The following is a 22,786-nucleotide window of genomic DNA, read 5'->3' as shown; positions in this document are numbered from 1 at the left end:
CTTTACTGACCGTTTAGTAAAGTTATCCTACCAAATAATGATTCAGGTTGTCTAGCGAAATGACTGATGGAATAATGTGGGAAAGGGGGTGTCGGTATGGGCTCACATTTGATGCATCTCGTCATCGCGAACGAGATGTTGCTAGAGTTGTCGGAAATCGATGAAGTCGCGTTTTTATTAGGAAGTCTCGCACCGGATGCAACAACAGACAAAGAGTCATCCCATTATTACGCAGGGCGCCATGATGATTTATCCCGTCGTTTAGATCTTTCCCAATACTGGATTGACAGCAAAGAGAAAGACTTCTCCTTTCGACTCGGCTACTACGCCCATCTCGTCGCGGATGAAATCTGGCTACAAGGGTTCTACAAGAGTTGGTTGAAAGAAATCATTACCCAAAATCCAGAGAAACAGGCTGCCTACTATGCAGATTTTGATGCCTATAACGCCCGCCTGTCGAGACGACTAGGAGCGTTCGATTTCGAACGATTGAAAGGGAATCCGGCTTTTGATGAATTGATTGAAAAAGTCGAACGGGACGCGGCGATGACAGAAGAGGGGACGTACACCATGTTCTTGCCGCACCAGTTTGATGGCTATGTCGATACGTGTGTCCGTCGCTGCCTGGAGATAGTCAAACGGAAGCGGGCGATGCTCGTATGAACAAGCGATACGCACCACTCTACGCCACGCTCGGTCTCTTCCTATTGACGGTGATTATTTTCTTCATCTTGAATGGCCGAGTGTTCCCGAACCTCGAGTTGATGACGGTCATTTGGGTATATCTCGCGATTGACATCGCCTTGTTCGCCACGTTGATTTGGGGACTGTTTACGAAGGATCGAATCATAAAAATTTACACGCTTCTTGCGACAATCGGATTGATGATCCCATTGTCGATTTGGATTTTCCTGTTGCTGTTGGCGAACGGGATTTCGGAGGCATGAGTCAGATGGACGAACCGAAGAACATTCCGTTTCTAATGCGCCGTGTGCCGTTTTTCATTTTATCAGCCCTCGTGGCCCCGGTAGCGCTCCTCCTTCTAGTCATATATTGGCGAGATTTGGATGATGATGATTTACGATTTGGACATCTCATTTTTTCGGTCATCTTATCCTTATTTTTCGTGGTAGACCTTTTACCGAGAGGGATGACACAAACCGTATTATTGGCGTTCACAATCACATGTGTATGGTTCATCACTTATATTGTGTTTCGAGGTAAAAAGAGGGCACGGCATAATAAAGATTGATCCCTAAACTAAATTGTGTGAACTCAACCAAGAAAGTGGACCTCCACTTTCTTTTTTTGTGCGTGCATCTATAGAAAGAAAATTTTACCTATCCGAATCTTTACAATTTGACGTTGCGTATCCTTTTTTTGTTTGATATGCTACTTGATGAAAACGACAATGATAATCATTATCACTGATAACGAGAAAGGAAAAGAGACATACATAACCAACATGACTCGTTTTTGGTGGGAGGATCATTGAAATTGACATACAGAGGAGATGGATGAAGTGGGGAAATTTAAACTTTCACTCATGTTGACGTTACTCGTCTTCGTACTCGCCGCATGTGGCGGAACGAGTGAGACGAAGCAAGAAGAGAACGTCGACGGTGCAACAAAAACAGAGACAGTCGAGATTACGGATGCACATGGCACAATCGAGGTACCGGTCAATCCGGAGAAAGTCGTCGCCCTTGACAACCGTACGTTCGAAACATTGGCAGCGTGGGATATTGACTTGGTGGCGGCACCAATCGGACTCCTTCCAGCGGAGTCACCATACGCCTCAGACAAAGACATCGCAGACGTCGGTATGCACTTTGAACCGAACTTAGAGGCGATTGCGGGAGTGGACCCGGACGTCGTCATCGTCGGTCAACGTTTCGCGGATTACTATGAAGACATCAAAAAGTTGGTACCAGAAGCAGCGGTCATCGACTTGAACATCGAGATTCCAGAAGATGCAGGGACACCGGGTGAGATCTTGGTTAAAGGATTAAAAGATACGACACTTACGCTCGGTCAAATCTTTGACAAGAACGAAGATGCAGCACAAATTGTCGCTGACCTCGATAAGTCAATCGAAGACGCGAAAGCAGCATATAACGGAAAAGACACAATCATGTCCGTCATCGTGTCGGGCGGCGACATTGGATTCTCAGCACCGGTGACGGGACGCGTGTTCGGACCGATGTACGATATCTTTGGTTGGGTACCGGCACTTGAAGTCGAGAAGACAACGGGTGACCATGAAGGCGATGAAGTATCTGTTGAAGCCATCGCAGAAAGCAACCCGGACTGGTTGTTCGTCTTAGACCGTGACGCGCCACTAGGTGACGCAGAAGGAGCAGTACCGGCAGAAGATGTCATCGACAACGCACCTGCCCTTCAAAAGACGACGGCTGTGACAGAAGACCAAATCGATTACGCGCCAAAAGACACGTACTTGAACGAATCGATTCAAACGTATTCTGAATTCTTCAACGGCGTTGCGGAAGCACTCAAGAAGTAAGGGTTCGTTATGCAAAAACCGTTGACAGCCAGGGTTGAGACGATGTCTCAGCCCTCCTTTTCTAAATTGTGGACGAAGTCGTTCGTATTCACCGCTATCATTGTCCTCGGTTTAGCGGTGCTGTCGCTCTTTACAGGCGTATATGACTTATCACGGACAGACGGCTTCGATATGTTTTGGATCACCCGTGTCCCTCGTACGGTCGCACTCATGCTGACGGGAGCGGCGATGGCGATGGCAGGACTCGTCATGCAGCTCATCACGCAAAACCGGCTCGTCGAACCAACGACAACAGGAACGCTTGAATGGGCAGGGCTAGGCTTACTTACCGTGTACTTGCTCGTTCCGGCACCGAGCCTCATGATGCGCATGACCGGGGCCATCGTCTTTTCCTTCATCGGAACGATGGTGTTCTTCTGGTTCTTACGTTCGGTCAAACTCCGCTCGTCGCTCATCGTCCCGATTATTGGACTTATGTTAGGAGCGGTCATCTCAGCCATCTCGACGTTCCTCGGTCTATTCTTCCGAGCAAGCCAGGCAATCGAGGGCTGGTTTGTTGGTTCATTCGCTTCGGTACAAGTCGGACGCTACGAATATTTATGGGTCATCATCATCGTGACGGTGCTTATCTTTCTACTGGCGAACCGTTTGACGCTAGCTGGGCTCGGGGAAGACATCGCGACGAGTCTCGGCGTGAACTATAACCAATTGATGATGATTGCGACCGGGCTCATCGCCTTGTCAGTCGGGGTCGTGGCGACGGTCATCGGGAATTTACCGTTCCTCGGTCTCATCGTACCGAACCTTGTCTCGATGTTTCGCGGGGATGATTTACGCAGCAATCTGCCGTGGGTATGTCTTGTAGGGATGGGCGCGATTCTCGTGAGTGACTTGATCTCGCGGACGATCATCATGCCGTTCGAGCTCCCCGTCTCGCTTATTCTTGGAACGGTCGGTGCGTTCGTCTTCATCATGATTCTATTGCGGCAACGTAAAAAGGGAGGGGTTCGATGAGTACGGTCATTGAACGAGATGGCGTTGAAATGAAAGTCGGGGCATTGACAGAAGAACGTCATGCTTCTGCGTTTCAATCGAAACGAGCGTCACGGCGCTACTGGCTCTTTTTAAGTGCTTTTATTCTCGGAGGACTCTTATGCGCGCTCGGTCTTCTCCTTTACAACAACCCGGTCCCGATGGACTCGCCGTCATTCGTTCCGGTCGTCGAACGGCGAATCGTCGCTATCGTGACGATGCTCATTGCGGCACTGTGCCAAAGTCTTGCAACGGTCGCGTTTCATTCCGTGACGAACAACCGAATTATCACACCATCGCTTCTCGGATTCGATGCGCTTTACTCGACGATTCAGACGAGCATGGTGTTCTTCTTCGGGGCGGGGGCGTTGATCGGATTCTCGGGAACAGGCGCCTTCTTGACACAAGTAGGGCTCATGGTGACGATGAGTCTTCTCTTATACGGATGGCTCTTATCGGGGAAATATGCCAATCTTCAGCTCATGTTGCTCATTGGGATTATCATCGGGACGGGACTGAACTCGGTGTCGTCTTTCATGCGCCGCATGCTCGCTCCGTCCGAGTTCGATATTCTGGAGGCACGACTGTTCGGATCGGTGACGAATGCAGACGTGGCCTATTTTCCGATCGTCATTCCGATTGTCATCATCGCCGGGACACTGTTGTTCTTGTTTTCGAACCGACTCAATATCGTGGCACTCGGTAAGGACGTTGCGACGACGTTCGGCGTGAATCATCGGAGAAGCGTCATCTATACGCTCGTCCTGATTTCACTCCTCATGTCGGTGTCGACGGCACTCATCGGGCCGCTCACGTTCTTCGGATTTTTAGTCGCAACGCTCAGCTACCAGGTCGCCTCGACGTATGATCATAAATACGTCTTCCCGATGGCGTTCGCCTTAGGGTTCTTCGTCCTGACGAGCGCATATTTCTTCATGTATCACATATTCCAGACGCCAAGTGTCGTCTCCGTCATCATCGAACTGTTCGGCGGACTCATCTTCTTGGCCGTCATTCTACGAAAGAGGTCGCTATGATTCAAATCGAACAAGTCAAAAAATCGTATACAGATGACGTCCACATCGGACCGCTCACGCTCGACATCCCAAAAGCCGGGTTCACTTCACTCATTGGACCGAACGGGGCAGGGAAGTCGACGACGCTCATGATGATTGGACGGTTGCTCAACTTAGATGAGGGACAGATTCAAGTCGCTGGGATGGACGTGTCGAGCACGAAGTCTAAAGATTTGGCGAAAATCATCACGATTCTTCGTCAAGAGAACCATTTCGTGACGCGGCTCACGGTCCGGCAACTCGCCGGATTCGGTCGCTTCCCGTACTCAAAAGGAAGATTGACGAAAGAGGACGAGGCCATCATCTCGAAATATATCGACTTCCTCGACTTAACCGCTCTCGAGAATCGCTATCTCGACGAACTGTCAGGTGGGCAGCGTCAGCGTGCGTATGTGGCGATGGTGCTCTGTCAGGAGACGGAATACGTCCTCCTCGATGAGCCGCTCAATAACTTGGATATCGCTCGTTCGGTTCAGATGATGGAATATTTGCGCCACGTCGCGGACGAATTTGGTCGGACGATCGTCACGGTACTTCACGACATCAACTTCGCGGCGAAATACTCGGACCGGATCTGTGCGATGAAAGATGGACAGATTGCCGCATTCGGGAAGGTCGAAGAAATCATGGACGCCAAGATTTTATCGGATATTTTTGAGACGAAACTCGAAATCATCGAAGGGCCGTATGGGCCGATTGCGGTGTATTAACGAAAGGGAGAATTCACATGAAAATTGATTGGACACCCATCACAAAAATCGTGAACGAAGCACCCGATACATACACGTTCCATCTCGCGTTACCTCCTGAGTTCACGTGGCAAGAAGGGGCGCATACGCATCTCGCGCTCGAAGGATTCAACGCCGGGGACAAGCCGAACCGAAGCCTCGTTCGCCATATGTCGATTTCGACGTTGCCGTACGAAGGGGCAATCGGCATCACGACCCGCATCAAGTCAGAATGTTCGACGTTCAAATCCATCCTTCGCGACATGGTGCCGGGGGACAAGGTCGCCTTGTTCAAGACACACTCGAACGTCCCGCTCGAGCGGAGTGGAAAGAACGTCTATCTGTTATCGGCGGGTGTCGGACTTGCGACATTCCGTCCGATCGTCCTCGAGTACTTGGCGAACGGGGAAGGTGTGCCGCATCTCCATTCGTTGAACGTCGATTCGTCGACAGCGTATCTGTTCAGTGACGTCTTCGAATCGAACGAGCACTTCACGTCAGAGTTCGTGCCGAGTCGGAAAGACTACTATGAACGAATTGAAGCGTTGGCTGCCGATCCAGATGGATTATTCTATATCGTCGGCAGTGACGAACTGTTACGCGAGACGATTCACGTGCTCCGGACGAACGGGGTAGCCTGTGACAACATCAAAATCGACAAGCACGATTTTCAGCGTGAAGACTTTTTAGGCTGATACTCAAACCGGGGACATTCGCCCCGGTTTTTTCGTGCACAGCTGGACGAAACGTTCAAAGATACTGCGACCATCTGGTGTACCGATCGACTCAGGATGGAACTGGACGCCATACGTCGGATGGGTCGGATGTTCGAGTGCCATGATGACACCGTCTGTCGTCTCTGCCGTGACAATCAGTTCTGTCTCTTGTACAACGAGCGAGTGATAGCGCATGACATCCATCGACAAGCCTTCGAATAAGACACTCGGTGACGTATTGATGCGCGACACTTTCCCGTGCATGACCTCGTTCGCCCGACCGACGACACCGCCGAACGCCTCAGCGATGACCTGATGACCGAGACAGACCCCGAGAATCGGAACGTACCCGGACAATTGTCGAACGACCGCAAGCGAGACACCTGCATCTTTTGGACCACCAGGACCTGGAGAAAGGATGATCCCACTCGGGTTCATACGACGGATTTCTTCTATAGTATGTTCATCATTTCGAATGACACAGACGTCACTAAATCGGGCGACGTCCTGATAGACGTTATACGTGAACGAATCATAGTTGTCGATGAGGAGAATCATGCGAACACCTCCAATAGGGATTTGGCTTTATGCAGCGTTTCTTCGTATTCTGATACGGGGTCCGAATCATAGACAATGCCGGCACCAGCTTGGACGTGGGCCGTGTCACCTTGGATGACCATCGTCCGAATGGCGAGAGCAAAGTCGAATCCACCTCGGACGTCGAGATAGCCGACCGCCCCGGCGTACACTTCGCGCTTGACCGTCTCGAGCTCGTCAATGAGTTGCATCGCCCGAATCTTCGGGGCACCCGAAACGGTACCGGCTGGAAGACAGGCGCGGAGCGCATCGATTGGCGTCACGTCTGCCCGTAGTTCACCTTCGACTTCGGATACGAGATGCATCACATTTTTGAACCGTTCGAGCTCGATGTGTTTTGGGATCGTGACTGTGCCGACTTTAGCGACACGACCGATATCGTTCCGTCCGAGGTCGAGAAGCATCCGGTGTTCGGCGAGTTCCTTTTCGTCCTGCAGCAGCGACTCCGCGTGACGCATATCTTCCTCGACGGTCTTTCCACGTGGACGTGTGCCGGCGATCGGGTTCGTCGTCACTTTGCCGTCTTCGACACGGACGAGACTCTCAGGTGAGGCGCCGAGGACGATGGCTTCCCCGAGGTCGATGTAGAACAAGTACGGGCTCGGGTTTTGTTTGCGGAGCGTCCGGTAAAAGTGGAACGGGTCACCGGTGAATGTGGCATCGATGCGTTGCGACAAGACGAGTTGGAAGACTTCACCTGCAAGAATTGCCTCTTTCGCCTGGAGGACACGGTCGATGAACTCATCTTTTGTCGTCAAAAGCTGTTCGCTCGTCCGGACGACCGGTTCGAGGGCGTGTGTCTCCGGTGTCTCGAGCTGTTCACGGATAGACTCGAGTCGCATCGTAGCATCCGTCTCACTCGTATCGATCAAGACGACCTGTTCTTCGAGATGGTCGTATAAGACGACCGTCTCATAGCGCTGGAAGAGGGCGTCCGGTAAATCGCGCGTCTCCGTCGGTGTGTTTGGGATCGGTTCATACACGCGAAGTAAGTCGTAGCCGATATAGCCGACGGCACCCCCGATGAACGGATACGGTGCAGTGATATCTTCACGTGTGATACGTTCAGATAGGGCGTGGAGCGGATCGTTCGCATAGATGGTGCCGGTCGAATCTGTCACGTCGTTCCCATCGACGCGGATCGTCTCGACCGGATTCGCTGCGATGATGGAATAGCGTCCGTGCTTGCCTTCCGCCCGACTCTCGAGCAGGACCTTACGTTCACCTTGCAGACGGTGAAAGATTGCCACCGGTGTTAATTCGTCGCCATTGATGATCAGTTGTTGCATCGAAATCTCCTCCTTAAACTAAAAAAATCTCCCCGCCCCACATGCCCGATTGGACATGAAGGACGAGGAGATTCCCCGTGTTGCCACCTTCGTTGAAAGACGCCTTGTCTTCCCACTCATCGCGAACCATCATTCGCTGTCCCCGATAACGGGAGGACCCGTCAGAGCCTACATGTCGGTCTGAACGCTCAAAAGCCCATTCACGCAAGGCACGACACCGGTTCGCATCGACCACCGGCTTTCTGGAGACGTCCCTTCGCGCTACTCTTCTTTCTCATCGCGAGTTCGTATGAATGTTATCGTTACTTTAACGGGATGAAGCTATATTGTCAAGCGTCATTTCGTCGAAGGTTGATCGATTTGACGTTTTCCGATAAAGGTAAACGTAATACCTAATGCTATGAGTGGAAGTAGCCACCACTTTGTAAAAAAGAAGAGAGTGCCACGATACATGAACCATTCCAATCCTAAATATGCCAAGAGCGTGATTAGTGGTGTGATAGACAAACGCCTCAGGCGCAGTCCGATAGCGACCCCTAGTCCAATCGTAAAAGTCGGGACTATCACGAGTTGCCATAAGAACGGGTCGATATAGTGAAACATAGAGAGTCCTCCTATTAACGATTAGACATGACACATCAGGCAGATTTCGATGTTTTCAACAATCCGACGAATATGAACGAAAACAAGAGTGAAATTAGCGGGAAGATGACATTCCACGAACTGAGATGACTGACATCGAATGGACTGTGGTCATAATAGACGGCAAAGTACGTCAATTCGATCATAGCGTTAAATAAGAACGTTACCAGCGGACCAACCCAGACCCGTTTCGTAGTCATTGCGACCATGACACCACCACCAATGGTGAGAAACGGAACGATGACAAGTTGCCATAAGAAAGGATCAATATATTCAAACATCATGTATGCACCTCATCAGAGCGATTTATAGCCGAGGAAATATGGACGCCATTGTGGATCATGAATCGAGTTAATTTGAAGTGTTTCGCCACCTGCATGGATGAAGAACTCGTTGCTCAGCATGATTCCAATATGCGATGGACCGTTTCGATATGTTCCCGCAAAGAAAATCATATCTCCACGTCGACCACTTGTTAGACTCATTCGTTTATTCTTGAAGTGGCTACCATACCAGTAGCCTGAAACGTTTGAACGCCCACCGATTTTACCAGCCTGGTTTGATGCGTAATGAATTAATCCGGAACAATCAAAGCCTCCATTTCGAGGCGATTGTGAGCCCCATGTATAAGGGGTTCCTAAATAATTGACCGCAGAGGCGATGAATCGCTCATTCCTTGAGTTACTTCGTTTTATGACCAGTGGATCCGATTTGACGCGAATCTGTGACGTCTTTACGTATACCGGACGCCAATTGTATTGCACTAAATATGAGTCGCCATGTTGACTGCGAGGATAGACACGTCGATTAGCATCTAAATAACCAATTGGTTTTTTATCATACGGATTGGCATAAAACGCGGTACGTTTCGTAGTTCCATAGTGACGAGCTGGATTGACCCATTTTGGCGTGACCGCATTTGGCTTCGTTTTTGAAATGTAAGGGTTTGTAACGTACACGCGTTTACCAGACGATAGGCGAGCATACCAAAAATCATCATCAATCGAGCGAATACCAATCAGTTTTGTTCCGCGCGCAAGCGTTCCTGCAGGTCGTGTATACGCAACATCAGTATGGAAGTATGGCGTTCCATTAAATTGAACATAAAAAACAGTTCCTGCTTTTGGTTTTGCGACCGGTTTATTAAGAGTCAAGTAGTTCGTCGCGATATATCGATAACTGTTATTGACGCGAATTCGTGTATAGTAACCAGTCGTACCGAATGTTTCAACGATTTGTCCACGCTTGAGACGAGAGACGCGTTTCGACGTTGAAGGGGCAGAATAAATGCTTACATTGTCATAGCGAATATATCGTTTTCCTGTTGCGTCATATAACGGAGGTTTTTTTGTTCCAAGTATACTCGTTGGAACAAAATAATATGTTCCTTTTACCTGAACGCTTGTATAGGCTCCAGATGTTCCGTAGATTGTGATTTGTTCTCCCCGCTTAAAAGATAAAGTAGTTTTGAACGAAGTGGATGCGCTTGAATAAAGTGGCGTATTCTTTAATACATAACGTTTTCCGGTTGATAAGTACGGTGGACGTTTCGTTCCAAGTTTGTTGGATTCAACGAAATAAAATTGTCCGTTGATAAATACACGAGTAAAATTGTAATCTGTTCCGTATACGTCTATCTTTTGGTCACGTTTAAATGTACCGACAGTTTCTTTTCTATCAAGATCACGATAAATAGGAATGTCAGCCTGTACGTAACGAGATCCCGTTTTGCTATATGTCGGCATTTTATCAATCAAATCAGTTTGTTTCACAAAGACAAATCCATTCTTCGTAAGAACACGAGCAAATCCTTGTTCAATCCCATAAGTCGTGACTAGCTCGCCACGAGAGAATGAGCCGAGAGTTGTTTGACCGAGGTCTTGATAATACGGTGTGGAAGAAAAGACAAATTGTTGTCCGGTTTGAACAGGGGTGTCACTCACATTCTGTATGGAGATAAATACAAACTGTCCATCTAATTTAATCCGAAGGTACCCTTCGAGTTCACCATATCCTTGAACAGATTGTCCTAACGTAAGGGAATTAATCTCCTGTTCACCGGCCAAAAGATAAACATCACTGTTTGACTTCATATAGTAGGTTGTCGGAGTGACGGGATTATCCGAGAGGGCAGAGCGATCAACCCATGTACCTTCAATCGTTTGAACAAGTGGCTGCGTTCCTACATCAAACACTTGAACAATTGAATGAAACGGTAATGAAGTAACCGATTGGTGATCATTATCTTTCATCGTCGTTTCACGTATGACATACATCCTTTTTGAGTGTTGAACATTCTCGTTTCGAATAAATCCTTTTACATCCCCGATTTGTACGAATGTATGCGTTTGTGAAATAGATTGTACATACGCGATGACGTCATGTTGTGTTTCTTGTAATATGATAGTTTCTTGAATATCTTCATAAATCGTTGTTCCAGCTAAAATCATGACGTTAGATTCCTCTGCAGAGACAGAGGATAGTGAAAAAGATAAAATCAAAAGCCATAGACTAAAAATGCGTTTCACGGTTTACACCTCTTTTGTATAGTAATTTTCAGAATGATAATTCCATTTTTTAGTATACAGCCTTTCTTTTCATATATGCTTTTGTCTTTTCATCATAAGGGGAGTACGTTTCGGTATGTGAGTAAAACGGGGGTGATTTAGGATAGATTCAAGTTGTGGTATGATAGGCGAGGAAAGGAAGGGACAACTATGGAGACACTCAACATGAAACAACTTTCTGATGAACGCTCAGCTTTTCAAGTAAGTGGAGATATTGAAGCGGTCGAGTCATTGATGCATCACTCGTTCCGCTATGTCGATTCGAGTGGACGTCAGTTCGATAAAGAAACATTTTTGGATCAATATGTTGATCCGACAACTATTCAATGGATTGCACAAGACACCATTACATTTGAGGAAACAATTAAAGGGGACTTAGCTGTTGTCCAACTTTTGCTCGAGGAACGTTTTATTTTGGGTACAAATGCATATGAAGGTCGTTTTTGGGCGCTTCATCTATATGTAAAAGAGAATGATACGTGGTTCTGGCAAGGTGGACAGGCCACGATGATTAATGAGTAAATATAACCATATTTATTTTTAGAAAGTGAGTACACTATGAGTAATAAACTATTAAGCATCATAATTACTAATTATAATAAGGGTCACTTGGTGTTGGATTGCTTAACTTCATTAACAAAACTAGACGATTCTGTAGAGCTGATTTTTATAGATGATGCCTCAGAAGATGAAAGTTTAAAATTAATTGAAGAATTTGTAAATAAAAATCCAAATAGCATAATTATTAAAAATCAAAAAAATGTGGGAGTATCGACTTCTAGAAATATTGGAATTAATCATGCATCAGGAGAATACGTAACATTTTTAGACTCGGACGATTACATTTCAACAAAAATCTTATCTGATTATCTAAAATTAATTAAAAAAAATAAGTACTCTATGATAATTGGTAATATTCAATCATTTAATGAAAAATCTAAATGGAGAATTTCATATTTAAATAACCAAGTATTTAAAGATCATTATACTGGAGTCAAAACGATTAATGAAAACCCTGAATTACATTTAACTCCTTCAGTTTGTAATAAAATTTTTAAAACAGACATTATTTTAAAGAATAAAATATATTTTGATGAAGATATCTTTGTTGGTGAAGATTTATTATTTACTCAGGAGTTTTACTTATATAGCTCAAAAATATTTGTAGACCCTCGCGATTATTTATTTTATAGAAAAGGATCAAATCTGACTCTTTCTAGCAGTAGGAAATTAGAAATGATAAATCAGATAGTAAAAGTAGAGGGCGCAATTTACCAACTATATAGTAATTCTCACTTGAGCTCGAAATATGTGGAAATTCGACAATTCAATTATTTGTATAATCTATTAAAAGAAGTTCTAAAGTCTGAACAACAAGACATACTTCCTCAATTAGCAGTGATGTTAAAAGAGTTTGCGAATTCATTACACCACTCCTCTTTAGAACTCGAGGAACTAACTACTGAACAAAAAATATTTTTGGAAATAATCTCCTCTGAAGAAATTGAAAAAATAATTGCAGTATTAGAGTGGGAACAGAAAAAGAAAAAAACCGTATATAAAGTAATTCATAACCAGTTCTATCATTACTGGGCTGAACCTTTAGAATCTACCAATTCATACTTGAAAATTGATAAAATTGAGAGTTTTTCTAAAGTGGAGAGATTATCTTTTGAGAACGATAAACTATTATTGCATGGATATTCATATGCGAAGTACGTATCTAATAAAGATGTTATTTCTATTTCATTTTATTTACTAGACTCAAAAGGAAATAAAAGTGAGCTAAAATGGGATACGGAAATGAGGACAGACGTATCATTCGTAAACGGGGACAATAGAATTGACTACTCGAAATCAGGATTTAATAATCTATGCATTGATTTGAATCAGTTAATAGTCGGATATAAGTATAAAATCCTTCTTCAGGAAAAGTTTGCAGATGGTTCGGAGTTGAATTCTACTCTAAAACTAGAGTTAGCTGAATTGCGAAATCAATTGAGAAGTCTTTCGTTTGAATCAAAAAATATTTCATTGTCTTCTCACAAAGAACTGGAATTGATAGTTGAAAAGAACAGCGTTAAAAATTTAGTGAAAAAATCTATTCGATTTTCAAAAGCGTATATATCAATGATAAGAGTATCACGTAAACAACAAAGTACTAAAAATGTTTTGTTGGTTTCTATTATCTTTTTATTGTTTAAAAGATATTTGAGAGCACAAAAAACTTGGCTTATTGGAGAAAGAAAAGATACAGCACAAGATAACTCTTATCATTTGTTCAAATTCATAAACGAAAATAAAAAATATAATAAGATTTACTATGTGATTGAAAAAAAATCAAAAGATTATTCTAAGGTGAAAAAAATAGGTAATGTTATTGAATATGGCTCACTAAAACATACGCTTTATCTATTAACATCAACTAAATCAATAAATAGTTACTTGGAATCTGCCAATATGTACACGGAGAGTTATAAGCTTATTAATAAATTTTTCCCGACCTGGTCAAATAGAAGTAAAGTTTTCCTTCAACATGGAGTAATTGGATTCAGTAGACTAAATCATGTTCTTCATAAAAATAGAGCAAATTATAAGTTATTTGTAGCTTCTACCACCGAAGAGTATAATCATCTAAATGAAGAGTATGGTTACACAAAGAATGAAATTGTTTTATCTGGGTTAGGAAGATGGGACAACTTACACATTCTCAATTCTAAAAACCATAATAGTAAAAAAAGTAGAATACTATTGATTCCAACATGGAGGCATTGGATCTCTTCATCTTCTGATTTGTTGGCTTCAGAATATTGGAGAAGATTTATAGAATTGATGACAAGTGTACAATTTGTTGATTGGTTACGTAGTAACAATATTGAAATGTGTTTTTATCCACATTATCTTTTGAAAAAATATCTTCCGGATGATTTTAAAGTCGAAAATGATGTCATTAAAATTATGCGAGGAGAAGAAGATATTCAAAGCCTTCTTTTGACTAGTGACATAATGATTACAGACTATTCTTCGATATCGTACGATTTCGCATATATGGGTAAACCGGTAATATATTATCAATTTGATGCTGATAAATTTTATAGTGAACACTATAATAAAGGCCCAATATTAGAACATTCTATGCCAGGGGTAGTTGTTAATTCTATAGATGAGATTTTAGGCGTGCTAAAATCTGGTGAAAATAAAAAGGTGGAATCCGTATTTCCTTCATATCCACACTGTTCGAAGATATATGAAGCAATCCTTAGTATGGAGGATTAATCATGATAAAGAAATATATATATAAATATATAACGAGGCGTAATAACTTTCACATTAAGATTGAAGAGATCATTACTGAAAATAATCAGATAAAATTAGAAGGTTATATACTTTCACGTAAATCATCTATTGATGTTTCAAAAATATTATTTTATCAAGATATGAATGCACTTAAAAGTCGATTTTATGAAAGAGATGATGTTAAAACAGCATATAGTGACTTCTCTACTAATTTAGGCTTTGAACTTTATATTCCAGATAAAAATAATCATAATGTTCAAGAAAAAATTATCGTAAAGTATAAAAGAAACACGTTTTTCTTAAACATTCCTCAATATTTGTTGGAAAGAATATATTTAGAACAAGAAAGGTGTATATTTGGCTATAGTATTGATATGCATAGAAAAAGAAAAGCTAAAATCTCGAAAAAAATGAATTCTCACTAATAAATCAGGAGATACTAATGAATATTTTTATATCAGGACTTGCATACATGGATTATAGAGGAGAGCAAATCAATGATGTAGTTTTTTTAAAAAGAATTACAGAGTTGTTTAATCTTTATTCTAATGTAAATACAAACTATTTAGCTCGAAGCTCTTCACAAGGCATCAATCAAAAATTATTGTTTGATAGAGTAAATATTCAATCTGAATATATCGATTTAGATAAAGTGAGTCGAAATAAAAAGTACTTTAAAAAATATGAATTTGAAGATATAAAAAAAATTGCTCAACGGAATATGGTATTTAGTTCAAAAATGGGCTATGAAAAGAAAATAGATGATATTCTATTTCGAATTATCAAATTGCTTAATCGTTTACACGAAATTCACGAAAGTAAACCAATGGACCGTATAATTGTATTTGGTGATTCTTTAGATTCGGAGACGATAAGAATGTTCGCGACAGTAAACAACATTTCTTGTTTTTCTGTGGAAAATGGTTACTTTCGTCCATTCACATTGCAAATTGACCCAAAAGGAGTAAATGCATTTAATTCAGTACCAAGAAATAAAGAATTCTATAATAATATAGAAATAGACCACGATAGGTTAAATAACTTTCTCTTTCGCCCTGAAAAAGCAAAACTCGTTCATGATGAAATTGATTCAATTAGAAAGATTTTTTTATCCTATTATGAAGGGGATTCACAAACCGTTGATTCTAAAGAGAGAATTGAGAATTCTAATTTGGATGAAGGTGATTCTTTAAAGTTTGATTCATATATTTATGTTCCACTTCAATTAGAGACAGATTTGCAAATGATAAAAAACTCTTCGTATGATTCTTTATTAGAAGTTGTCAATGACATAAATCGTTTTTATAAGTCTATGCAGTTATCAAAGCAGAATTTAAAATTAGTATTCAAATTCCATCCATTATGGACCTCTGAACAGCATTTACGTTCATATCAAAAAGTGAAAAATAAGATTGATAAGCATCCATATATGTATCTTGTCGACGACGACAATCAAATTTTGTTGAAGAATGCTAAAGCCATAATGGTCGTAAATTCTACAGTTGGATTTGAAGCAATTACTTTAAAAAAACCAGTCATTACATTTGGTGAAGCATTTTATAATATTGACGGAATAGTAATGAATGTTAGAAAGAATCAATCAATAAATATAAATGAGTTCTATAAATATTTGAAAAATGGTCCTGATCCGTATCTAGTAAACAAATTTGTTTACTATACAAGATTCAATTACTTTTTTGAAGTTTATAGAACCGGGCCAGACACTGACAGTTTAAGAGATATTGTTCAATATATTATATCTTTAAGGAGAAAGTGATTAATAATGTTTACTCAAAAAAATAAGATCTCTATTATAGTACCAATGTATAACGCTGAGAAATATTTACACGAATGTATCGATTCTATCTTAAATCAAGAATATGAAAACATCGAAGTAATTGCGGTTGACGATCATTCAACAGACAACTCGAGATTGATTATCGAAGATTACCAAAAAGAAAATTCTAATATCTCTTTGTACACTACAGTTGGTAAAGGACTAGGTGCGGCAAGAAATACAGCCATTAAACATGCGACTGGTGAATATATTATGTTTATAGATTCTGATGACGAAATCCCTAAAAGCGCATGTACTAATTTAATTGAAGCCATGTTACAAAATGAGTCTACTGATTTAGTCATCGGAAATATGAACTTATATAAAGAAAGTGGCACTGAACCGATGAAGGAATTTGAGTTATTGCACGGTGTTTCTATGGATGTGAACAGTATCGAAAGATTTCCTGCAATTATAGGTTCTCAAACAGCATGTAATAAGCTGTATAAAAAAAGTATTATCGATACATTTAACCTTAAATTCCCTGAGGGATTATGGCATGAAGATTTGTATTTTAATACTATTTATTTGTCTAATTGTGAGAGAATAAAAATTATTAGAGATGTAGTGTATTACTATAGAAAATTCGATGGTGAACAAACAATTACAAGTAATTTTTCTTCAGAACAATATGCACTAGATCGTCTAAAAATTATTGAAATGGTATTAGAAAAACTAAAATCTAAAGACAAGAAATTAATGTTAAATTTATTTAAAATTTACACGCTGAAGAAATTTTTACTACCTTTTGAAAATCAAATCTATAAAAAATATGATGAAACTTTTAGTGAAAAGATGTTTTATAAGATAAATGCATTACTAGAGGATTTCGAATGGACAGATATTTCTTTTGCCCAAGTTAAATCTACTGAATATACCTTAATGAAAATTGGAGATTTAAAAACATACAAAAAATTTAAGATGGCAAAAGTTTTGCCTGTTAACATTTACGATGGAAAATTCATGTTAAATTTATCGAATGAATTTCATAATAAAATGAAAGAAGAAGTTCCATCGCAATTAAAAGATGTTTCTTTCTTTTCGAAATATATCCAATTGCATACTCAAATTGATGGTTTTAAAACTGAAACATTAACGGGTGACAGTGTCGAATTTATTGGTCGAGCATATTATCGAGGGGTGAACTTAACGGAAAGTAATTTCTCTTATTCATTAAACCTTAAAAAGGAAAATGAAATAGTCCGAGAAATTCCTTTACAAACTTTTCGTAGTGGAGATCTGCATGCTGCATCTGAAGAAAGCATAAACAATGGGACATTCACCTTCAGACTTCACAATGCAGAGCTTATGAATTTAAACAATAAAGAATATTATCTTGAACTGTTTACAAATTTAAATGGCTTTATAAAAAGAAAAAAAATCTCTATACCTTTACCTATATATAAATCACTCATTGAGATGTATGACTACCCAGTAGTTTTAGACGAAAATGAAGTAGCAAAATACAAAAAAAATAATATCATGAGGGAAGTTCGAAATATTTCAAGGAAAACAACTAAATTCGATATTGTAGATCATGATATAACAACTTATTATTTAAAACGCTCTGAGATTTTAGAAAGTAATAATAAAGACAGAATTATGATAAACATCAGACAAAAAGAATTGATGAGAAATTCTGAGTTTGTTTTAGAAACTATTGATGGGAAGTTATTGAATCGTCAAAAAGTCATTGAAAATCATCCAATTGAAATTCTCATTCATAATTTCTCAATTACATCGTTGAGTAAAACCAGAGCTTTTATAATAAACTCCGATCAATTGAAAATTGAACTAGATGCTAGCAAACTGTATAACCATAAAAAAATCACCAATAAATTTTATTTGTTATCGCTTCTTCAAAAAGTAACAGTAAAAACACTTTTAGAATTTAAGACAACGCCTTTTGGATGGTATTTGGTATTCTTAAAAACAAAAGGGAGAAATAAAAAATGAACATTGCTTTTTATGGATTTTCAACAATGGATTTTAAAGGCGAGGAAATTAATGAACCATATTTATTCAAAAAAATTGCTGATAGTTTGAATAAAGAACACAATGTATATTATTTATACAATATAAACGGTGCGGGGATAAATGATGTTGATTTGTACAAAGGTTTGGACATCGATTTCCCGAGATTTCCAATTGATTTAATAATGTCGACAGATTTTAATGAATATAAAAAGTATTCTTCCGAGGAAATCTACAATATCTATGAATTTAATTTAAAGTTATCAATTAAAAAAAGTAAAACAGACATTGAATTTGAATTAAAAAGCGAAGTAATTAAAATACTAGAAAACCTAAAGAAAATAAAAAATGATAATAATATTGATTTGTTTGTATTCTGGGGTAATTCTTTATACAGCAATGTTATCAGAGCCTTTTGTCAAAAAAATAATATAAGATATGTCAATTTTGAAAATGGATACTTCAGACCATTTACGCTCATGGTGGATAGTGTAGGTGTAAACTATGAAAGTTCAATCCCGAGGGATCGAACATTTTACGAATCAGTTGAGGTTGATTACGAAAGGTATGATGAATATTTATTAAAACCTGAAAAGAGTTCTAATGAATATGAAGAAGCCTTTAAGTTTAGAAAAAAATATTATGAATTGATTGGGATGGATATAACTCCTCAGGACAGCAATCAGATTGAAAAGCTATCATCGAATACTGAAACAAAAAATATGATTAATGAAACTAATAAATATATATATGTACCTTTTCAATTAGAGACAGATTCGCAAATTATTAAGCACTCAAAAGAAGTAAAGTCTATGAAAGATTTAGTACAATTCACTTTACAAGGGGTTAAACAATATAATGAAAATAATCCCAACAATAAATACACTATAATCTATAAGAATCATCCTTTATATATGAGTGAATATGATTTAATTAAATTACCTGAAATAGAGGCTATGGTTAAAGAATATGAATATGCACAATTATTATATGACGGGGATAATCAGAATTTAGTAGAAAATGCAGATATCATTATCACTAACAATTCTACAGTTGGATTTGAAGGATTAATGCATGAAAAGAAGGTTATTGTTTTAGGAGAAGCATTTTATGATATTGAAGGAATAACATATTCTTGTGATGATGTTCGTAAATTAGATTCTTTAATTGAGAATGCTGTTAATAATCCTGTGAATAAAAACCTTATTCATAAATTTATTTATTATTTACGATTTGAATATTTTTCGGAAATTTTTAAAGCAGCCCCAGATGAAAACTCAATCAAGCGATTAGTAGCTAAAATTTTAGCAAGATAGACAAAGGTGTAATATAAATTTCAGAGAGAAGGTAAATTAAAAATGACTAAACTTAAGCATGTTAAACCAGTAGATGTAAATGGAGAATTTCAAATCGGGAACGGAAGATTCACATTAATTTCAGGTCCTTGTGCAATTGAAAGTGAAGAAATGAGTTTACAAGTAGCACATGAGTTAAAAGAAATCTGTGACGAATTGGGGATTAATTTTATTTTTAAATCATCTTTCGATAAGGCTAACCGATCATCAATTCATGCACCTCGTGGTGTAGGTTTAGAAAAAGGATTAAAAATTTTAGAAAAAGTAAAAAATGAAGTAGGAGTGCCTGTAATTACTGATGTCCATGAACCATGGCAATGTAAAGAAGTTGCTAAAGTTGTAGATGCTATTCAAATTCCTGCTTTCCTTGCTCGCCAAACTGATTTGCTAGTTGCTGCAGCGGAAACAGGGAAAGTTGTAAACGTGAAAAAAGGTCAATTTATGGCTCCTTGGGACATGAAAAACGTAGTTTCTAAGCTCGAAGAGGCAGGTACTGATAAAATTATGCTTTGTGAGAGAGGGAGCTCTTTCGGATATAATAATTTAGTGGTTGATATGACTGGATTGATCGAAATGCGGGAATTTGGATATCCGATTGTATTTGATGCTACACACGCAGTTCAAAAACCAGGTGGTAAAGGAACATCTACTGGAGGCAATAGAGACTTTGTCTTTCCATTAATGCGTGCGGCACTAGCGATTGGTGTCGATGCCATTTTCGCAGAAGTACATCCTGATCCAGATAATGCTTTTTCAGATGGACCTAACCAACTATACCTTGAAGGTATTAAAGCGTTGTTAAGTGAAGCTGTAAAATATGACGAGTTGACAAAGAATGGATGATATTAGAGTAATCGCACTTGATGTAGATGGGACACTAACTGACGGAAAATTATTTTATTCCAGCACTGGTGAAGAAATCAAAGCTTTTAATGTAAAAGATGGCTTGGCTATTGCCCAAGCCATCAAGGTTGGAATTGAAATCATTCTAATCACTGGGAGAAGTTCTGATGCTGTTTCTAAAAGAGCTCAAGAGCTTGGGATTTCACGAGTATTTCAAGGAATACATTCAAAGGTAAGTGTATTGAATCAAATATCAGATGAATTAAATATTGAGTTAAAAAACTTTATGTTTGTTGGTGATGATATTAATGATATCGATGCTATGAAAGCTTGCAAATATTCGGCTTGCCCAAAAGATGCTGCCAAAGAAGTAAGAGAATATGTAAATATCGTGTCCCAATTTAACGGAGGAGAAGGTGCAGTAAGAGAAATTATCGTTTCCGTTCTTGAAGCTTCAGGTAAATGGGGAAATATTGTAACTAACTATGCTAGTCGTGGTCAATGAGGAAGGATGAATTAACGTGGAATCGATTAAAAATCTAAATTTTGTTGACATTGCCAAAGAAGTGATTGAACTTGAGATTTCAGAACTAGAAAAAATGAAAAATCGAATTGGTAATGAGTTCGTTGATGCAGTTGATTTAATCTTTAATACATCTGGACGAGTAGTGATTACAGGTATTGGGAAATCAGGTATCATCGGAAAGAAAATTGCTGCTAGTTTAGCTTCTACAGGAACTCAATCTTTCTTTATGAATGCTGCAGAAGGATTACATGGTGATTTAGGAATGGTCTATAAAGATGATATTGTGATTGCAATTTCAAACAGTGGATCATCTCAAGAAGTATTAAACTTAATCCCTTCCATTAAACAAATTGGTAGTAAATTGATTGCTATGACTGGAAATGTTAATTCTCCTTTAGCAAAAGCATCTGATGTAGTTTTAAATATTGGTATTGATAAAGAGGCATGTCCACTTAACTTGGCACCAACGTCTTCAACAACGGCAACATTAGTTATGGGTGATGCACTAACAGTAGCACTGATTAAAAAGAGAGATTTTAAGCCGGAAAGTTTTGCTGTGTATCATCCGGGTGGAGCTCTAGGTCGTAGATTGTTAACAAGAGTTCGTGACTTAATGCATACTGAAATTCCTAAAGTGGACTATGATGCGAATATCCAAGATATTATTTATGAAATTAGTTCAAAACGACTAGGGTTGACTCTTGTTTATTCAGATACAAAAGTTGTAGGTATTATTACCGACGGAGATATTCGACGAGTAATTGGTAAACTAAAAGATTTATCGTCAGTAACTGCGAATGAAATTATGAGTCCGAAGTATAAGCATATTTTGGAATCTGAAATGGCAAACGTCGCATTAGAATATATGGATAGTAATAAAATCAGTAACCTAGTCGTTCATGATGCAAATGATGAAGTCAAAGGAATTATTACACTTCACGATGTATTTGGATTCAAATAATTGTTAACTAAAGTTAAGGAGATTGAAGATGAATAAAATTGTTGCAGTTTTACCGTCTCGATATGCATCTACTCGTTTTCCTGGAAAACCATTGGCCCTCATTCATAATAAACCTATGATTCAATGGGTTTATGAAAGAGTAAAAAAAATGAAGAAGATTGACGAAGTATATGTGGCTACAGATGATGAACGTATTATGGAATGCGTGTCTTCATTTGGTGGGAAAGCAATAATGACACCCTCTGATTTACCTTCTGGAACAGATCGAATTGCATATGCAGTTAACGAAATTAAGACTGACTACGACCTTGTACTTAATATACAAGGTGATGAGCCAATGATAAAAGAAGAAATGATTGACACATTAATTTCAGCATTCGAGGATGAGGCCGTTTCGTTCGCAACGTTATGTAAGCGTATCGAGGATGAGCAAGAAATAAATAATCCTAACATTGCAAAAGTAGTGAAGACGACTGATGACTTTGCTGTTTATTTTTCTAGATCAACAATTCCTTTTAATCGAGATAATCATGACAAAACTGAGTATTTTAAACATATTGGTGTATATGGATATAAACCTAGTTTTCTAAAAGAATTTGCTTCGCTTAATCAATCCTATTTAGAAACAATGGAACAATTAGAACAATTGAGAGCTATTGAAAATAATTTACCAGTCAAAATTTTAGAGACACCTTTCCAGAGTATTGGAGTAGATTTGCCTGAGCATATTGCAGTTGTAGAAAACGAGTTGAAAAGTGAATTAATCTAAGTTTTCTTCTTCAGATTAAGATTATGTTTATTTAAACTATTTAAAAATTAATT

The 22,786-nt window shown here is 39.4% G+C and carries 22 protein-coding genes and 1 other annotated feature; of the genes, 17 read left to right on the top strand and 5 right to left on the bottom strand.

Annotated elements, in window-relative coordinates:
- Window positions 1–96 precede the first annotated feature (96 nt).
- The 7 genes from LCM29_RS08305 (at window position 97) to LCM29_RS08275 (ending at window position 6,055) form a co-directional block, all read left to right on the top strand.
- Entirely contained in the window at window positions 97–663 is a 567-nt protein-coding gene (locus tag LCM29_RS08305) for a zinc dependent phospholipase C family protein (protein ID WP_224861955.1), read from the top strand.
- Window positions 660–947 carry a hypothetical protein gene (locus tag LCM29_RS08300; protein ID WP_224861953.1) on the top strand — a complete coding sequence of 96 codons (288 nt, stop codon included), beginning with the start codon at window positions 660–662 and terminating at the stop codon, window positions 945–947. The genes LCM29_RS08305 and LCM29_RS08300 overlap by 4 nt, the downstream gene beginning before the upstream one ends.
- Window positions 948–1,513: 566 nt before the next feature.
- Window positions 1,514–2,524, top strand: coding sequence for a siderophore ABC transporter substrate-binding protein (locus tag LCM29_RS08295; RefSeq protein ID WP_224861951.1), 1,011 nt, complete (start codon window positions 1,514–1,516; stop codon window positions 2,522–2,524).
- A gap of 9 nt (window positions 2,525–2,533) precedes the next feature.
- A complete protein-coding gene (locus LCM29_RS08290) occupies window positions 2,534–3,538 on the top strand; it encodes an ABC transporter permease (protein WP_224861949.1) in 1,005 nt (334 codons plus the stop codon).
- Complete coding sequence (locus tag LCM29_RS08285) at window positions 3,535–4,593, top strand: iron chelate uptake ABC transporter family permease subunit (protein WP_224861947.1); 1,059 nt, start codon at window positions 3,535–3,537, stop codon at window positions 4,591–4,593. Before LCM29_RS08290 ends, LCM29_RS08285 begins: the two co-directional genes overlap by 4 nt.
- Window positions 4,590–5,342 (top strand): ABC transporter ATP-binding protein, encoded by a 753-nt coding sequence (locus tag LCM29_RS08280; protein ID WP_214744240.1) that lies wholly within the window; start codon window positions 4,590–4,592, stop codon window positions 5,340–5,342. The genes LCM29_RS08285 and LCM29_RS08280 overlap by 4 nt, the downstream gene beginning before the upstream one ends.
- A gap of 17 nt (window positions 5,343–5,359) precedes the next feature.
- Window positions 5,360–6,055 (top strand): dihydropteridine reductase, encoded by a 696-nt coding sequence (locus tag LCM29_RS08275; protein WP_214744238.1) that lies wholly within the window; start codon window positions 5,360–5,362, stop codon window positions 6,053–6,055.
- Window positions 6,056–6,058: 3 nt separating this feature from the next.
- On the opposite strand, the gene LCM29_RS08270 is transcribed toward LCM29_RS08275, so the two are convergent.
- The 5 genes from LCM29_RS08270 to LCM29_RS08250 form a co-directional block, all read right to left on the bottom strand.
- A complete protein-coding gene (locus tag LCM29_RS08270) occupies window positions 6,059–6,634 on the bottom strand; it encodes an anthranilate synthase component II (protein ID WP_214744236.1) in 576 nt (191 codons plus the stop codon).
- Window positions 6,631–7,962, bottom strand: a complete 1,332-nt coding sequence (gene trpE / locus LCM29_RS08265) for an anthranilate synthase component I (RefSeq protein WP_224861945.1) — start codon at window positions 7,960–7,962, stop codon at window positions 6,631–6,633. Before trpE ends, LCM29_RS08270 begins: the two co-directional genes overlap by 4 nt.
- A 55-nt stretch (window positions 7,963–8,017) precedes the next feature.
- Window positions 8,018–8,249: a binding site (T-box leader), on the bottom strand.
- A 49-nt stretch (window positions 8,250–8,298) separates the two neighbouring features.
- Entirely contained in the window at window positions 8,299–8,565 is a 267-nt protein-coding gene (locus tag LCM29_RS08260; RefSeq protein WP_214744233.1) for a hypothetical protein, read from the bottom strand.
- 35 nt (window positions 8,566–8,600) lie between these two features.
- Entirely contained in the window at window positions 8,601–8,888 is a 288-nt protein-coding gene (locus LCM29_RS08255) for a hypothetical protein (protein WP_214744231.1), read from the bottom strand.
- Between the two features lie 12 nt (window positions 8,889–8,900).
- Window positions 8,901–11,132, bottom strand: a complete 2,232-nt coding sequence (locus LCM29_RS08250) for a C40 family peptidase (RefSeq protein WP_224861943.1) — start codon at window positions 11,130–11,132, stop codon at window positions 8,901–8,903.
- Window positions 11,133–11,321: 189 nt separating this feature from the next.
- Here LCM29_RS08250 and LCM29_RS08245 point away from each other — a divergent pair, with 189 nt between their 5' ends.
- From LCM29_RS08245 to kdsB, 10 genes are read left to right on the top strand one after another with little or no spacing between them, the layout of a single operon-like run.
- Window positions 11,322–11,693: a nuclear transport factor 2 family protein gene (locus tag LCM29_RS08245; RefSeq protein ID WP_224861941.1), complete on the top strand. Its 372-nt coding sequence runs from the start codon at window positions 11,322–11,324 to the stop codon at window positions 11,691–11,693.
- A gap of 36 nt (window positions 11,694–11,729) precedes the next feature.
- Complete coding sequence (locus LCM29_RS08240) at window positions 11,730–14,447, top strand: CDP-glycerol glycerophosphotransferase family protein (protein ID WP_224861939.1); 2,718 nt, start codon at window positions 11,730–11,732, stop codon at window positions 14,445–14,447.
- Window positions 14,448–14,449: 2 nt separating this feature from the next.
- Window positions 14,450–14,893, top strand: coding sequence for a hypothetical protein (locus LCM29_RS08235; protein WP_224861937.1), 444 nt, complete (start codon window positions 14,450–14,452; stop codon window positions 14,891–14,893).
- Window positions 14,894–14,910: 17 nt separating this feature from the next.
- Complete coding sequence (locus LCM29_RS08230) at window positions 14,911–16,245, top strand: hypothetical protein (RefSeq protein WP_224861935.1); 1,335 nt, start codon at window positions 14,911–14,913, stop codon at window positions 16,243–16,245.
- Between the two features lie 6 nt (window positions 16,246–16,251).
- Window positions 16,252–18,261: a glycosyltransferase family 2 protein gene (locus LCM29_RS08225; RefSeq protein ID WP_224861933.1), complete on the top strand. Its 2,010-nt coding sequence runs from the start codon at window positions 16,252–16,254 to the stop codon at window positions 18,259–18,261.
- On the top strand, window positions 18,258–19,595 hold the full coding sequence (locus LCM29_RS08220; RefSeq protein WP_224861931.1) for a hypothetical protein: 1,338 nt from the start codon (window positions 18,258–18,260) through the stop codon (window positions 19,593–19,595). The genes LCM29_RS08225 and LCM29_RS08220 overlap by 4 nt, the downstream gene beginning before the upstream one ends.
- A 42-nt stretch (window positions 19,596–19,637) precedes the next feature.
- On the top strand, window positions 19,638–20,477 hold the full coding sequence (gene kdsA, locus LCM29_RS08215; protein WP_224861929.1) for a 3-deoxy-8-phosphooctulonate synthase: 840 nt from the start codon (window positions 19,638–19,640) through the stop codon (window positions 20,475–20,477).
- Entirely contained in the window at window positions 20,470–20,982 is a 513-nt protein-coding gene (locus tag LCM29_RS08210) for a KdsC family phosphatase (RefSeq protein WP_214744215.1), read from the top strand. Before kdsA ends, LCM29_RS08210 begins: the two co-directional genes overlap by 8 nt.
- A gap of 16 nt (window positions 20,983–20,998) precedes the next feature.
- Complete coding sequence (locus LCM29_RS08205; protein WP_214744213.1) at window positions 20,999–21,964, top strand: KpsF/GutQ family sugar-phosphate isomerase; 966 nt, start codon at window positions 20,999–21,001, stop codon at window positions 21,962–21,964.
- 28 nt (window positions 21,965–21,992) lie between these two features.
- Window positions 21,993–22,733: a 3-deoxy-manno-octulosonate cytidylyltransferase gene (gene kdsB, locus LCM29_RS08200; protein ID WP_214744211.1), complete on the top strand. Its 741-nt coding sequence runs from the start codon at window positions 21,993–21,995 to the stop codon at window positions 22,731–22,733.
- Window positions 22,734–22,786: the final 53 nt, after the last annotated feature.

This window comes from Exiguobacterium aestuarii, assembly GCF_020171655.1.
Classification (GTDB): domain Bacteria; phylum Bacillota; class Bacilli; order Exiguobacteriales; family Exiguobacteriaceae; genus Exiguobacterium; species Exiguobacterium aestuarii_A.
Note: the sequence above shows the minus strand (reverse complement) of the source record. Positions and strands in the feature narration are given on the sequence as shown.

What these genes read in the sequence shown, in the direction of transcription:
- kdsA (WP_224861929.1), top strand. Translation starts at nt 19,638, where the DNA reads ATGACTAAACTTAAGCATGTTAAACCAGTAGATGTAAATGGAGAATTT.
- kdsB (WP_214744211.1), top strand. Translation starts at nt 21,993, where the DNA reads ATGAATAAAATTGTTGCAGTTTTACCGTCTCGATATGCATCTACTCGT.
- LCM29_RS08245 (WP_224861941.1), top strand. Translation starts at nt 11,322, where the DNA reads ATGGAGACACTCAACATGAAACAACTTTCTGATGAACGCTCAGCTTTT.
- LCM29_RS08210 (WP_214744215.1), top strand. Translation starts at nt 20,470, where the DNA reads ATGGATGATATTAGAGTAATCGCACTTGATGTAGATGGGACACTAACT.
- LCM29_RS08240 (WP_224861939.1), top strand. Translation starts at nt 11,730, where the DNA reads ATGAGTAATAAACTATTAAGCATCATAATTACTAATTATAATAAGGGT.
- LCM29_RS08290 (WP_224861949.1), top strand. Translation starts at nt 2,534, where the DNA reads ATGCAAAAACCGTTGACAGCCAGGGTTGAGACGATGTCTCAGCCCTCC.
- LCM29_RS08285 (WP_224861947.1), top strand. Translation starts at nt 3,535, where the DNA reads ATGAGTACGGTCATTGAACGAGATGGCGTTGAAATGAAAGTCGGGGCA.
- LCM29_RS08295 (WP_224861951.1), top strand. Translation starts at nt 1,514, where the DNA reads ATGGATGAAGTGGGGAAATTTAAACTTTCACTCATGTTGACGTTACTC.
- LCM29_RS08225 (WP_224861933.1), top strand. Translation starts at nt 16,252, where the DNA reads ATGTTTACTCAAAAAAATAAGATCTCTATTATAGTACCAATGTATAAC.
- LCM29_RS08255 (WP_214744231.1), bottom strand. Translation starts at nt 8,888, where the DNA reads ATGATGTTTGAATATATTGATCCTTTCTTATGGCAACTTGTCATCGTT.
- LCM29_RS08275 (WP_214744238.1), top strand. Translation starts at nt 5,360, where the DNA reads ATGAAAATTGATTGGACACCCATCACAAAAATCGTGAACGAAGCACCC.
- LCM29_RS08220 (WP_224861931.1), top strand. Translation starts at nt 18,258, where the DNA reads ATGAACATTGCTTTTTATGGATTTTCAACAATGGATTTTAAAGGCGAG.
- LCM29_RS08305 (WP_224861955.1), top strand. Translation starts at nt 97, where the DNA reads ATGGGCTCACATTTGATGCATCTCGTCATCGCGAACGAGATGTTGCTA.
- LCM29_RS08260 (WP_214744233.1), bottom strand. Translation starts at nt 8,565, where the DNA reads ATGTTTCACTATATCGACCCGTTCTTATGGCAACTCGTGATAGTCCCG.
- LCM29_RS08270 (WP_214744236.1), bottom strand. Translation starts at nt 6,634, where the DNA reads ATGATTCTCCTCATCGACAACTATGATTCGTTCACGTATAACGTCTAT.
- LCM29_RS08300 (WP_224861953.1), top strand. Translation starts at nt 660, where the DNA reads ATGAACAAGCGATACGCACCACTCTACGCCACGCTCGGTCTCTTCCTA.
- LCM29_RS08230 (WP_224861935.1), top strand. Translation starts at nt 14,911, where the DNA reads ATGAATATTTTTATATCAGGACTTGCATACATGGATTATAGAGGAGAG.
- trpE (WP_224861945.1), bottom strand. Translation starts at nt 7,962, where the DNA reads ATGCAACAACTGATCATCAATGGCGACGAATTAACACCGGTGGCAATC.
- LCM29_RS08280 (WP_214744240.1), top strand. Translation starts at nt 4,590, where the DNA reads ATGATTCAAATCGAACAAGTCAAAAAATCGTATACAGATGACGTCCAC.
- LCM29_RS08235 (WP_224861937.1), top strand. Translation starts at nt 14,450, where the DNA reads ATGATAAAGAAATATATATATAAATATATAACGAGGCGTAATAACTTT.